The 13638-nt window shown below is 68.0% G+C and carries 10 protein-coding genes; 8 read left to right on the top strand and 2 right to left on the bottom strand.

Annotated features, from left to right (window positions below; genetic code table 11):
* Positions 1-35 precede the first annotated feature (35 nt).
* Both QTH97_RS15845 and QTH97_RS15840 read right to left on the bottom strand, forming a co-directional pair.
* Positions 36-1139, bottom strand: a complete 1104-nt coding sequence (locus QTH97_RS15845; protein ID WP_286569236.1) for an LLM class flavin-dependent oxidoreductase — start codon at positions 1137-1139, stop codon at positions 36-38.
* A 45-nt stretch (positions 1140-1184) separates the two neighbouring features.
* Positions 1185-2198 (bottom strand): ABC transporter substrate-binding protein, encoded by a 1014-nt coding sequence (locus tag QTH97_RS15840; protein WP_286569235.1) that lies wholly within the window; start codon positions 2196-2198, stop codon positions 1185-1187.
* Positions 2199-2340: 142 nt separating this feature from the next.
* Between QTH97_RS15840 and QTH97_RS15835 the strand changes: the two genes are divergently transcribed.
* The 8 genes from QTH97_RS15835 to QTH97_RS15800 all read left to right on the top strand — a co-directional run bounded on the left by QTH97_RS15835 (position 2341) and on the right by QTH97_RS15800 (position 13635).
* Positions 2341-3540 carry an acyl-CoA dehydrogenase family protein gene (locus QTH97_RS15835; protein WP_286569234.1) on the top strand — a complete coding sequence of 400 codons (1200 nt, stop codon included), beginning with the start codon at positions 2341-2343 and terminating at the stop codon, positions 3538-3540.
* Complete coding sequence (locus QTH97_RS15830; protein ID WP_286569232.1) at positions 3537-4100, top strand: cysteine dioxygenase family protein; 564 nt, start codon at positions 3537-3539, stop codon at positions 4098-4100. Before QTH97_RS15835 ends, QTH97_RS15830 begins: the two co-directional genes overlap by 4 nt.
* 5 nt (positions 4101-4105) lie before the next feature.
* Positions 4106-5707, top strand: a complete 1602-nt coding sequence (locus QTH97_RS15825; RefSeq protein ID WP_286569230.1) for a rhodanese-related sulfurtransferase — start codon at positions 4106-4108, stop codon at positions 5705-5707.
* A 97-nt stretch (positions 5708-5804) separates the two neighbouring features.
* Positions 5805-6896, top strand: a complete 1092-nt coding sequence (gene apbC / locus QTH97_RS15820) for an iron-sulfur cluster carrier protein ApbC (protein WP_286569228.1) — start codon at positions 5805-5807, stop codon at positions 6894-6896.
* Positions 6897-6912: 16 nt separating this feature from the next.
* Positions 6913-7857 carry a LysR family transcriptional regulator gene (locus QTH97_RS15815; RefSeq protein ID WP_286569227.1) on the top strand — a complete coding sequence of 315 codons (945 nt, stop codon included), beginning with the start codon at positions 6913-6915 and terminating at the stop codon, positions 7855-7857.
* Positions 7858-8003: 146 nt separating this feature from the next.
* Complete coding sequence (locus QTH97_RS15810) at positions 8004-9830, top strand: NADH-ubiquinone oxidoreductase-F iron-sulfur binding region domain-containing protein (protein WP_286569226.1); 1827 nt, start codon at positions 8004-8006, stop codon at positions 9828-9830.
* Positions 9827-12751, top strand: a complete 2925-nt coding sequence (gene fdhF, locus QTH97_RS15805; RefSeq protein WP_286569225.1) for a formate dehydrogenase subunit alpha — start codon at positions 9827-9829, stop codon at positions 12749-12751. The genes QTH97_RS15810 and fdhF overlap by 4 nt, the downstream gene beginning before the upstream one ends.
* Entirely contained in the window at positions 12733-13635 is a 903-nt protein-coding gene (locus tag QTH97_RS15800; protein ID WP_286569224.1) for a LysR family transcriptional regulator, read from the top strand. Before fdhF ends, QTH97_RS15800 begins: the two co-directional genes overlap by 19 nt.
* Positions 13636-13638: the final 3 nt, after the last annotated feature.

Raw genomic sequence — 13638 nt, 5'->3', positions numbered from 1 at the left:
TCGGTTCCTTCTGGCCAGGGGGTGCATCGTTCGGGTCAGGCGGCCTTGCGCCGCGCGGCCAGGCGCTGTGCCACCAGCTCGCGTGTGCGCGGAATCAGTTCGCGGCCGTAGTCGATGGCGTCTTCGAGCGGGTCGAAGCCGCGGATCAGGAAGGTGGTCACGCCGAGGTCGTAGTAGTCGAGCAGCGCATCGGCCACCTGCTCGGGCGTGCCGACCAGCGCGGTGCTGTTCGAGCGGCCACCGATCTCCTGCGCGACGGCCGTCCACAGGCGCTTGTCGAGCCGCGTGCCTTTTTCGGCGGCGGCGAGCAGGCGCTTGGCGCCTTCGCTCTGCTGCGGGCCGCCGCGTCCGAAGCCCTGCACGACGCGAAGACGGCGCGTCTCGGCCAGGATGCCGTCGGCGCGTTCCCAGGCCTTCTCCTCGGTCTCGGCCAGGATCGGGCGGAACGACACCGAGAAGCGCACATTGCGTCCGTGCTTCGCGGCTTCCGCCCGCACGCGGCCCGTGAGTTCGCGCGCCTGGTCGAGCGATTCGCCCCACAGCGCATACACGTCCGCATGCTTTCCGGCGACCGGGATCGCCGCCTCCGACGCACCGCCGAAATACACCGGCACATGCGGCTTGCCGTTGAACGATTGCACCGGCTTCACCTCCGAGAAGGCATCCTTGAAGCGGTAGTGCGCGCCGTCATGGTCGAAAGGCTTGTCGCTGGTCCACACCTTGCGCAGCACGTCGAGGTATTCGTCGGTGCGGGCATAGCGCTGGTCGTGGTCGAGCCAGTCGCCGTCGCGCTTCTGCTCGTCGTCCGAGCCGCCCGAGATGTAGTGCACGCCGAGCCGGCCGCCGCTGAACTGGTCGAGCGAGGCGAACTGCCGAGCCGCGAGCGTCGGTGCGACGAAGCCGGGCCGGTGCGCCAGCATGAAGTGGATGCGCTCGGTGACCGACGCGGCGTAGGCCACGGTCAGCGTCGCGTCGGGGCTGGTGGAGTGGTGCGGCACCAGCACGCGGTCGAAGCCGGCCTGCTCGTGGGCCTGCGCAAAGGCGCGCACGTAGTCGCGGTCGATCGCGGGGCCGCGCGCGGGATGGATTTCCGAGACCTTCTGGGCCTGGATCATGCCGATGAATTCGATGTCGCTCATGGGGGCGTCCTTGCTATGAAATGAGGGATGGAAACAGGAAGAAGGTCAGGCCGGATTGCCGCGCGACAGCGCCGGGCCGAAGCTGCGGTCCCACAACGGGGCGACGTCGGCCGGCCCGTCGAGCACGCCGAGCTTCAGGAATGTGTCGGCCACCTCCTGGTGGCTGCGCACCACGGCGTGGGTCACCGGGCCGAGTCCGTAGTCGTTGCTTCGACCGTTGAAGAGTTCGATCAGGTCGCCCACCGGGACGCGCGTTTCGGCGGATTGCGCCTTGGCATAGTCCAGGTAGTTGTCGTTGGCCCAGGCATAGGCGCGCTGCAGCCGCAGCAGGAAGTCGGTGATGGCGGCGTGGCGCAACGGGTCATCGACTGCGCGCGGATTGGCGTAGACCGGGAAGTTGCCCGACAGGTAGCCCTTGCCCGTCTTGATGGTTCGCGCGCCGTACTGCGTGCGCGCCAATTGGCCGTTGTAGCCGTAGATCGCCCATGCATCGAGGTCGCCGCGCGCGAAGGCCGAGAGGCCGTCGGCCGGGCTCAGGTTGATCGGCTGGATGTCGTTGAACGAAAGGCCGGCTTCCGCGAGTTGCTTGCTCAGGTAGTAGTGCGCCGTGGTGGCACGCACGTAGCCGACGCGCTTGCCCTTGAAGTCGGCGATGGTCTTGATCGGCGCGTCCTTGCGCGCCAGCGTGGCCTGGTTGTTCAAGTCCTCGTGGATCACGGCGACGAAGCGCACTTTGGCTTTCTGTCGGGCGGCGAAGGTGGCGGGGATCTCGCTGCCGGAGCCCAGATCGAGCGCGTCGCCCTGGATGGCTTCGATGTGGAGCACGCCGTTGTTCAACTCGCGCCAGTCGATCTTGTAGGGTGTCCTGCCTTGGCCCGAGGCCTCGATCAGGGGACGCCAGAGGCCCTTGTAGGTGCCGATTCGAAGGGTCACGCCGGACAGGTCGGCGGCCGTCGCCGCGGCGAACGGACCTGCGGCACCCAGGGCTCCGGCCGCGCTGGCAGCTTGCAGCCAGCGGCGCCGCGACCAGGCGTGGGCGGGATGAAGAGGGGAGGTCATTGAAGCGCGCGCCTTCCGTGTCGTCTTGCAGAAAGGGGTGACCGTAAGGCTCGGGTCCTCGAAAACGAACGCAGAAAAACGAGTTTGGATATGCGGCTTCCGTCGTTTTCCGCGCACGCGGCGGGGGCTAAGGTCCGGGCCCATGAGTTCACAAGTCCTGCGCCGCGTGCCGGCCGCACCTGAATCGGACGATGCGCTGCTCGCGCAGTTGTCGTCCCTGTTTGCCGAGACCGCGGCCGACCACGATCGCAGCGGCGCCTTCCCGCGCGAGAACTTCGCTGCGCTGCACGCCAACGGACTTGTCAGCCTGGTCGCGCCACGCGTGCACGGCGGCGGTGGTGCATCGCTGGAAACCGCGCGCCGCGTGCTGGCCGCCGTTGCCTACGGCGAGCCCGCGACCGCGTTGATCCTCACGATGACCTGGCTGCAGCACCTTGGCATCGGACGCACCGACAGCCGCTGGCCATCGCATCTTCGTGAACGCGTGCTGCACGATGCCGTGCGCGACGGGGCCTTGATCAATGCATTGCGCGTGGAACCGGCGCTCGGCTCGCCCGCGCGGGGTGGCCTGCCCGCCACGATCGCGCGCATCGACGGCGACCAATGGAAGCTCAGCGGCCACAAGCTCTACACCACAGGCATCGAAGGGCTGAGTTGGCTGTCGGTCTGGGGCCGCACGGAGGAGGAATCCCCTCGTGTCGGCGTGTTCCTGGTGCCGCGCGATGCGCCCGGTGTTCGCGTGATCGCGAGTTGGGACCACCTGGGCCTTCGCGCCTCCGGGAGCCATGAAGTGATCTTCGAGGACGTCGCGATCCCGCTCGACCATGCGGTCGATCTGCGCGCGCCGGCCGAATGGGCGCCCGATGCGGGCAGCCAGACCGACATCGACGCCCATGCCACGCAGCAGGCCTGGATGGTGGTGCTGCTCGCCACGCTTTACGACGCGGTGGCACGTGCGGCGCGCGACTGGCTGGTCGGCTTTCTCAACCGGCGGGCCCCGAGCGGGCTCGGCGTGCCGCTGGCCAGCCTGCCGCGCGTGCAGGAGGCCGTCGGCGAGATCGAGGCCGTGTTGAGCGCCAGCCGCGTTTTGCTGGACCATGCGACTGCCGAAGTCGACGCGGGAAGGACCCCCTCCGCGACGGAGAGCGGCTTGCTGAAATACACCGTCACCACGCATGCGATCCGCGCCGTCGAGTTGGCGCTGCAGCTCAGTGGCAATCACGGCCTCACGCGGCAGAACCCGCTGGAGCGCCACTACCGCGACGTGCTCTGCAGCCGCATCCACACGCCGCAGAACGACGCGATCCTGGTGACGGCCGGCAGGGCCGCGCTGTCCCGATGAGCGCGCGACTGCGCGATTTCGCCATCGCATTCGGCCGGCTCCTCGATACCCATCCGAAGGAATCGCGCATCCTGGAAGAGGGCGGCGCCTTGCTGCGTGGCCTCGTCGTGCGCGACGACTGGCTGCCCGACGCCTTCGCGAAGCCGCATCCCGAGCGCTATCAGCAGTACCTGCTGCACCTCGATGCGGCCGGGCGCTTCTCGGTGGTGAGCTTTGTCTGGGGGCCTGGCCAGGCCACGCCGGTGCATGACCACACGGTGTGGGGCTTGATCGGCATGCTGCGCGGCGCCGAGTACAGCCAGGCCTACCGCGAGCGCGATGGGCAGCTCATGGCCGAGGGCGCGCCGGTACGGCTCGAACCCGGCCATGTCGAGGCCGTCTCGCCGACCGTTGGCGACGTGCACCGCGTGCGCAACGCCTACGACGACCGTGTGTCGATCAGCATCCACGTCTATGGCGCCGACATCGGCAAGGTGCAACGCCATACTTACCCACCGGGCGGGGGGCGCAAGCCATTCGTCTCCGGATACTCGAGATCACAGCCCAGCTTGCCTATCTGATTGAAATGACCGCTTCCATCTCCTTCGCCGCAGTGCGTGGACATCTGCTCGCGCGTGACGAAATCGCCTTGCTCGACGTGCGCGAGGAAGACCCGTACGCACAATCCCACCCGCTGTGGGCTGCCAACCTGCCGCTGTCGCGGATCGAACTCGATGCGTGGCGCCGCATTCCGCGCCGCGACACCCTGATCGTTCTTTATGGCGCGCACGAAGGCGTCGACCTTGCGCCGCTTGCCGCCGAGCGACTCGCGGCACTGGGCTACACGCGCGTTCACTTGCTCCAGGGTGGGCTGGAGGGCTGGCGCGATGCCGGCGGGGAACTGTTCCGGGACGTCAATGTGCCGAGCAAATCCTTCGGCGAACTGGTCGAGCACGAGCGCCAAACGCCTTCACTCTCGGCGCAGGAGGTCAAGGCGTTGATCGATGTGCGTGCGGATGTGGTGGTGCTCGACGCGCGTCGCTTCGACGAATTCCAGACCATGAGCATCCCCACCGCGACCAGCGTGCCGGGCGCGGAACTGGTGCTTCGCGTGCGCGAACTGGCGCCCGATCCGGCCACCCGGGTCATCGTCAATTGCGCGGGGCGAACGCGCAGCATCATCGGCACGCAATCGCTGGTGAATGCGGGCATCCCGAACCCGGTCGCTGCACTGCGCAACGGGACCATCGGCTGGAAGCTGGCAGGACAGGTGCTGGACCACGGTGCCGCGCGCCGCGCGCCTGAGCCGGGGGAGGCGAATCGCTCCGCCGCGCGGGCCAATGCGCAGGACGTGGCGCGGCGCGCAGGCGTCCGCTCGATCGGTCTCGATGCGCTCGCGACGCTGGAGGCGCCGGGCCGGACGGTCTACCGCTTCGACGTCCGCACGCCCGAGGAGTACGAGGCCGGCCACCTTCCGGGTTTTGCCGGTGCGCCCGGCGGCCAGTTGGTCCAGGAGACCGATCATCACGTGCCGGTGCGCGGCGCCCGTATCGTGCTCGCCGACGACGATGGCGTGCGCGCGCCCATGACGGCGTCATGGCTCGCGCAGATGGGGTGGGAGGTGCATGTCGTGGAGGCGCAGCCAGCGACGGCGCGCCGTGCGACTGGCGCCGCGCCGTCCGATCATGCTGCTGCGCCCTCGGTGGCCGGGATCACGCCGGCCGAACTGGCGCTCGTCCTGGAAGGGTCGCCGAAAGGCGTTGCGGTGATCGACGTGACGACGGGCGCCAACTATGCCAAACGCCACATTCCCGGCGCGTGGTTCGCGATCCGGGCGCAACTGGGGCAGGCGCTGGAGGTGATCCCGGCTGCTCGCCGATACGTGCTCACCTGCGGCAGCAGCCTGCTCGCCAGCTTTGCCGCTGTCGATCTGCGCGCCTTGCTCGCCGCGCGCGGCCATGATGCCGAGGTGGTCGTGCTGGAGGGCGGCAATGCCGCATGGTTCGCCGCCGGCCTGCCCGCGGAAACCGGCTTGACCCGCCTCGCGACACCGGTGACCGACCGCTACCGCCGGCCGTACGAGGGAACGGATGCGCCGGCTGAGGCGATGCAGGCCTACCTCGACTGGGAATTCGGCCTTGTCGCGCAGCTTGCTGCTGACGGAACACATCACTTCAAAGTGATCTAGGCACACCGGGGTTCGCCCGGCTTTAGGGTCAAGCGGGGCGCCCGGCAGGGCGCCTTCCCGCGGCGCACTAGACTAGCCGCCATTCAGGAGTTTCCAAATGGCAGTTACGCAAGAGGCGCTCGCTCAGGCGCTTAAGTCCGTCCTCGACCCCAATACCGGCAAGGATTTCGTCAGCACCAAGGCGCTGAAGAACGTTCAGATCCATGAAGGCGACGTGTCCTTCGACATCGAGCTGGGATACCCGGCCAAGAGCCAGATGCCCGCCTTGCGCAAGGCGCTGGTGGCGGCCGCCAAGACGGTGGCGGGTGTCGAGAACGTGTCGGTCAACATCGCGACCAAGGTCATCAGCCATGCCGTGCAGCGCGGCGTGCAACTGATGCCCAACGTGAAGAACATCATCGCCGTGGCATCGGGCAAGGGCGGCGTCGGCAAGAGCACGACGGCGGCCAACCTGGCGCTCGCGCTCGCAGCCGAGGGCGCCAGCGTCGGCCTGCTCGACGCCGACATCTACGGCCCGAGCCAGCCCATGATGCTGGGCATCGACCGCCGCCCCGAGAGCGAGGACGGCAAGACCATGGAGCCGCTGGAGAACCACGGCGTCCAGGTCATGTCGATCGGCTTCCTGGTCGACCAGGACGAAGCCATGATCTGGCGCGGCCCGATGGCCACGCAGGCGCTGGAGCAGTTGCTGCGCCAGACCAACTGGAAGGACCTCGACTATCTGATCGTCGACATGCCGCCCGGCACCGGCGACATCCAGCTCACACTCTCTCAACGCGTGCCGATGACGGGCGCGGTGATCGTCACCACGCCACAGGACATCGCGCTGCTCGACGCCAGGAAGGGCATCAAGATGTTCGAGAAGGTCGGCGTGCCGATCCTCGGCATCGTCGAGAACATGGCGGTGCATGTGTGCTCGAACTGCGGCCATGTGGAGCACATCTTCGGCGCCGAGGGCGGCAAGAAGATGGCCGAGCAGTACAGCATGGACTACCTCGGCGCGCTGCCGCTCGATATCAATATCCGCCTGCAGGCCGACAGCGGCAAGCCGACCGTGGTGGCCGATCCCGATGGCGAGGTGGCGGGCATCTACAAGTCCGTCGCGCGCCGCGTCGCCGTGGGCATCTCGGAAAAGGCCAAGGATTTCTCGGCCAAGTTCCCGACGATCACTGTGAGCAAGAACACCTGAGCCAGCGCACCGCCGCATGAATCTGCTCGCCTCGATGCGTTACCTCGTCGCGCTCGACGAGCATCGCCACTTCGGCCGCGCGGCGCAGGCCTGCCACATCACGCAGCCGGCGCTGTCGAATGCGCTGCGCGCGCTGGAGTCGGAGTTCGGCGTCGTCATCGTCAAGCGCGGCCGCACCTACGCCGGGTTTACCCACGAGGGCGAGGCCGTCCTGGCCGCGGCCCATCGCATGCTGCACGAGAACGAGGTCCTGCAGCAGTTGCTGAAGAGCGAGGAAGGCCGCCCGCGCGGCAGCCTGCGCATGGCCGCCGTGCCGACCGCCATTCCGCTGCTGGCACGGTTCGCCGCGCGGCTGCAGGCGCGCCATCCGGGCATCGTGCCCATCGTGCTGACGATGAGTTCGCTCGAACTCGAAGCGGGCCTGGAGAGCCTGTCGCTCGACATCGCGCTGGGCTACACCGAGCGCATGCATCTGCGCGACGTCAAGCTCACGGCCTGGCCCCAGAGCATCGAACACTATTTCCTGCTTCGCCGTTCCAGGCAGGCCGGTGCGGCGGCCCTGCACATCGGCGATCCCATCGGCTGGGCCGAGGCCGCCCGGCAGCCGCTGTGCCTGCTGACGCCGGAGATGCACAACCGCGCCATCGTCGACCATGCCTTCAAGGCGGCGGGTGCGACGGTGGCGCCCGCGATCGAGACCAATTCCGTGCTGACCCTGGCCCTGAGCGTGATGTCCGGCAGTGTCTGTGCCGTGCTGCCGGGTGCGATGGTCGATGCCGTTCGCGCCCATGGGCAACTCGAAGCGTTGCCGCTTGTCGCGCCGGAGATACGGACTCCGATCGGCTTCATGACGCAGACGGTGGTCCGGCCTTCGCGGGCGCTGGAGGCGGCGCTGGCGCTGGTGCAGAGCCCGGACTGGCAGCAGGAGGCCGCCGCACACAGCGGATCGCTTCAGGGTTGACCCTAGGGGTGCCGCCCCAGTCGGCACGTCATTTCCGAAATGAATCACTCCATGTGTGGATTCAATTTGCCAACGGTGCCGGCGCGCCCGACAGTCGGACAGGCTGCGCTCCGTGCGGCCGCACTCCAATATCACGGCCGAGGCAAATGATTCACCCAGGCACCCAGGACCAGATCAAGACGATTCCGCTCGCCACGCCCGACCAGATGCGCGACCGCATCCGGCGCAAGAGCAAGCTCAAGGGCCGGCAGCCCGAAGAGGCCGCATTGGCCCAGGTGCGAGCGCTGATCGGCGCGCCTCCGGCGGACGGCTATCGGCGCGATCTGCTGATCGAGCACCTGCACCGGCTCAACGACGCGCACGGCTGCCTGCACGACCACCACCTCGTGGCGCTGGCGTCGCTGACCAATATCCCGATGGCCGAGGTCTACGAGGTCGCGACCTTCTATCACCACTTCGAGGTGGTGCGCGGCGACGAAGCGGCGCCGGGCCTGACGGTGCGCGTGTGCGACGGCCTGGCATGCGAACTGGCCGGAGCGCAGGATCTCCTCGCGCGGCTGCCGGCCCTGCTCGGCGCGGAGGGCCGCGGCGATGTGCGCGTGATCTCGGCGCCCTGCATCGGCCGCTGCGAGCAGGCGCCCGCCGTGGCGCTGCATCAGCGCGCGGTGCCGCTGGCGACGGCTGGCAAGGTACTGCGGGCGCTGGCGTCCTCTTCGGACTTCGGCGCGGCGGAGCCCGTGCAAGCGACCACCAACTTCATGCCGGCGGCGCTGGCGGAACAAAGCATCTCGCCGCTGCCCGATGCGGTCGATGCCTTGCCAGCGTTCACGGACTACGCCACCTATCGCGCCAACGGCGGCTACGCGCTCGCGGCCGCGCTGGTCAATGGCGAGGAAGACGCCGGAGCCGTCATCAAGGCCATGGAAGACTCGGGCCTGCGCGGCCTTGGCGGGGCCGGGTTCCCGGCCGGTCGCAAGTGGCGCATCGTGCGCGACCAGCCTGCGCCCAAGCTCATGGCGGTCAACATCGACGAGGGCGAGCCCGGGACCTTCAAGGACCGCACGTACCTCGAACGCGATCCGCACCGCTTCCTCGAAGGGCTGCTGATTGCCGCGCAGATCGTCGGCATCGATGCCTGCTACATCTACCTGCGCGACGAATACCACGACTGCCGCGCGCTGCTCCAGGCGGAACTGGCCAAGCTGCAGGCGAACCCGCCGTGCGACTTGCCGAAGATCGAATTGCGGCGCGGTGCCGGCGCCTACATCTGCGGCGAGGAGTCCGCGATGATCGAGAGCATCGAGGGCAAGCGCGGCGAACCGCGCATGCGCCCTCCGTACATCGCGCAGGTCGGCCTGTTCGGGCGGCCGACGCTGGAACACAACTTCGAGACGCTCTACTGGGTGCGCGACATCGTCGAGAAAGGACCGCAATGGTTCAGCGGTTTCGGCCGCCATGGGCGCAAGGGGCTGCGCAGCTTCAGCGTGAGCGGGCGCGTGAAGCACCCCGGCGTCAAGCTCGCGCCGGCGGGTATCACGGTGCAGGAACTGATTGACGAATATTGCGGCGGCATGCTGGATGGCCACGCGCTGCACGCCTACCTGCCCGGGGGCGCGTCAGGGGGCATCCTGCCCGCGAGCATGAACGACATTCCGCTGGATTTCGACACGCTGCAGCCGCACGGCTGCTTCATCGGCTCGGCCGCCGTGATGGTGCTGAGCCAGCAAGATCGCGCACGCGATGCGGCGCTCAACGTCATGCGCTTCTTCGAGCACGAAAGCTGCGGGCAGTGCACGCCCTGCCGCGTCGGCACCGCCAAGGCGGCGGCGCTGATGCAGGCGCCCGTGTGGGACAACGCCACCCTGGAGGATCTCGCGCAGGTCATGGGCGATGCCTCCATCTGCGGGCTCGGGCAGGCGGCGCCGAATCCCATCCGCAGCATCCAGAAGTACTTCCCGCAGGAGATTGCATGAACGCGCCCGCCACGCTCGCGGAGCTGATGCCGCAGACGATCGAGTTCCAGCTCGACGGCCGTAGCGTCGAGGCCATCGAAGGCGAGACCATCCTGAAGGCCGCGCAACGGCACGGCATCGACATTCCGCATCTTTGCTACAAGGACGGGCTGAGGCCCGACGGCAACTGCCGCGCCTGCGTGGTCGAGGTGAAAGGCGAGCGCGCGCTGGCGCCGAGTTGCTGCCGCGCCGTGACAGCGGGCATGGAGGTTCAGTCCACCAGCGAGCGAGCGGTGAAGAGCCAGAAGATGGTGGTGGAGATGCTGCTGTCGGACATGCCGGATGCGGGGTACAAGTGGAACGACGCGGGGGTGGCGGAGGCCGCGAGCCGCAGCGAGGGCACCCCCGGCCAGCACGGCGAACTCAGCGACTGGGCCGAGCGCCTCGGCATCGAGGTACGCCCCGCGCTCAAGGCGCTGCGCCGCGAGCAGCCCGCCGCCGACATCTCGCACCCCGCCATGGCGGTCAACCTCGACGCCTGCATCCAGTGCAACCGCTGCGTGCGCGCATGCCGCGAGGAGCAGGTCAACGACGTCATCGGCTACGCGATGCGTGGCGGCGATTCGAAGATCGTCTTCGACCTCGACGACCCGATGGGCGACAGCACCTGCGTGGCTTGCGGCGAATGCGTGCAGGCCTGCCCGACCGGCGCGCTCATGCCAAAGAGCCACATCGGCTCGCAGCAGGTGGACCGCAAGGTGGATTCGGTCTGCCCCTTCTGCGGCGTGGGCTGCCTGATCACGTACAACGTCAAGGACGAGAAGATCGTCAGCGTCGACGGTCGCGACGGGCCGGCCAACCACAGCCGGCTGTGCGTGAAAGGCCGGTTCGGCTTCGATTACGCGCACCATCCGCAACGGCTCACCAAGCCGCTGATCCGCAAGCCCGGCGTGCCCAAGCATTTCGACGATGCGCCGCGCCCCGGCGACTGGAGCGAGGCTTTCCGCGAAGCCACTTGGGAAGAGGCTCTCGCGCTCACATCCGGCAAGCTCAAGGGCCTGCGCGACACGCATGGCAAGAAGGCGCTCGCCGGCTTCGGCTCCGCCAAGGGCAGCAACGAGGAGGCCTACCTGTTCCAGAAGCTGGTGCGCACCGGCTTCGGCAGCAACAACGTCGACCACTGCACGCGGCTGTGCCATGCGTCCAGCGTCGCGGCGCTGCTCGAAGGCGTGGGCTCCGGCGCGGTGAGCAACCAGGTCAACGACGTGGAGCACGCGGAACTGATCTTCGTCATCGGCTCCAATCCGACCGCGAACCATCCGGTGGCCGCCACCTGGATGAAGAACGCCGCCAAGCGCGGCGCGAAGATCGTGCTGGCGGACCCGCGGCGCACCGACATCAGCAGGCACGCGTGGCGCACCCTGCAGTTCAAGGCCGACACCGATGTCGCGATGCTCAATGCGCTCATCCATGCGGTGATCGACGAAGGGTTGGTGAACGAGGCCTTCATCCGTGACCGCGCCAGCAACTTCGAGGCCCTGCGCGAGAACGTCAAGGGCTACAGCCCCGAGGCGATGGCGCCGATCTGCGGCATCCCGGCCGAGACCTTGCGCGAGGTGGCCCGCGCCTTCGCGACCGCCAAGGGCGCCATGGTGCTGTGGGGCATGGGCATCAGCCAGCACGTGCACGGCACCGACAACGCGCGGTGCCTGATCGCACTGGTCACCGTCACCGGCCAGATCGGCAAGCCCGGCTCCGGCCTGCATCCGCTGCGCGGGCAGAACAATGTACAGGGCGCGAGCGATGCGGGGCTGATCCCGATCGCGTTCCCCAACTACCAGCGCGTCGACGACGCGGGTGCGCATGCGTGGTTCGAGAAGTTCTGGGGCGTGCCGCTCGATGACAGGATCGGCTACACGGTGGTCGAGATCATGCACAAGGCGCTGGCGCCCGAAGACGACCCGCACAAGATCCGTGGCATGTACATCATGGGCGAGAACCCGGCGATGAGCGACCCGGACCTGAACCACGCGCGCCATGCGCTGGCGAGCCTGGAGCACCTGGTCGTGCAGGACATCTTCATGACCGAGACCGCGTGGCTGGCCGACGTCGTGCTGCCTGCGAGCGCCTGGCCCGAGAAGACCGGCACGGTGAGCAACACCGACCGCATGGTGCAGCTCGGCAAGCGCGCGCTGGACCCGCCGGGCGACGCAAAGCCCGACCTCTGGATCATCCAGGAGATTGCGCGTCGCATGGACCTGCCGTGGAACTACGAGGGCGAGGAATGCGGTGTCGCCGCGGTCTACGAGGAAATGCGCCAGGCCATGCATGCGGCCATCAGCGGGATCACGTGGGACCGGCTGGAGCGCGAGTCCAGCGTGACCTATCCCTGCCTGAGCGCCGACGACCCCGGCCAGCCGACCGTGTTCATCGAAAGCTTCCCGACCGCGGACGGCCGCGTGAAGCTCGTGCCGGCCGACATCATCCCGGCCGATGAGCGGCCCGATGAGGCGTACCCCTTCGTGCTCATCACCGGCCGCCAACTGGAGCACTGGCACACAGGCAGCATGACGCGTCGCGCCACGGTGCTCGATGCGCTGGAACCGATCGCCACGGCGTCGATGAACCAGGCCGACCTGGAGGCCCTGGGCCTGAAGGCAGGCGACGTGATCACGATCCAGTCGCGACGCGGCGAGGTGGCGATCCACGTTAGGCGCGACGACGGCACGCCGAACGGCGCGGTGTTCGTGCCTTTCGCGTACTACGAGGCGGCCGCGAACCTGATGACCAATGCGGCGCTCGACCCCTTCGGAAAGATCCCGGAATTCAAGTACTGCGCGGTGCGCATCCTTCGCGGCGGCGCGCCGACGGCGGAAGTCGGGTACGGCAGGCGTTCGACGACAGGGGACAATGCGCCCCAGACATGGACAGCCTCGACCTGATCAGGACCTTTCGCGAAGTCGCATCGCACGGCAGCTTCTCGCGTGCCGCCACCAAGCTCGACGTGTCGAAAGCCACGGTGAGCAAGTACATCGCCGAGTTGGAGACGCGCCTTGGCGTGCGTCTGCTCAACCGCTCGACCCGCGCGGTGAGCCTCACTGATGCCGGCTCGCTGCTGCTGGAACGCAGCAAGCCGATGATGGAGATGTTCGAGCTGACGCAGGCCGAGGTGCAGGAGCATGCGAGCCGGCCCACCGGTCGGCTGCGCATCTCGGCGCCCCTCGGGGCAGGGCAGGGCGACCTTCCGAAGTGGATCGGCGAGTTCATGGGCCACTACCCGGACGTCAGCATCAGCCTGCACCTGACCAACAGGACACTCGACATGGCGGAGGAGGCCATCGACCTGGCGCTGCACTTCGGCCCTATCGAGGACGAGAACCTGATCGTGCGCAAGCTGGCGCGCCGCAGCCTCGTGGTCTGCGCCTCGCCGATGTACTGGAAGAAGCACGGCAAGCCGGAGCACCCGAGCGAACTCGCGAATCACGATGCGCTGACGCAGTCGCGCCTGGGCCTGCATCCGCAATGGCGCTTCGAGGTCGACGGCCAGCCTTTCGACGTGCCCGTGAAGACGCGCATGGACGCCACCGAGTCCGCGCCCCTGATCCAGGTCGCGATGCAGGGCTTCGGTGTGATCTACATGGCCGAGATGCTGGTGCAGCCGCACATCGACCAGGGCGAACTGGTGCCGGTGCTGCAGGACTACGTGCGCAGCGACATGTGGCTCTCGGCCGCCTACCTCCAGCGGCGCCACAACAGTGCGGCGCTGCGGGCGCTGCTCGATTTCCTGGAGTCGCGCTTCAAGGGACGGGGCAAGCCAGGGAGTTGATGA

This window comes from Variovorax gracilis (assembly GCF_030317115.1).
Lineage (GTDB): Bacteria > Pseudomonadota > Gammaproteobacteria > Burkholderiales > Burkholderiaceae_C > Variovorax > Variovorax gracilis.
Note: the sequence above shows the minus strand (reverse complement) of the source record. Positions and strands in the feature narration are given on the sequence as shown.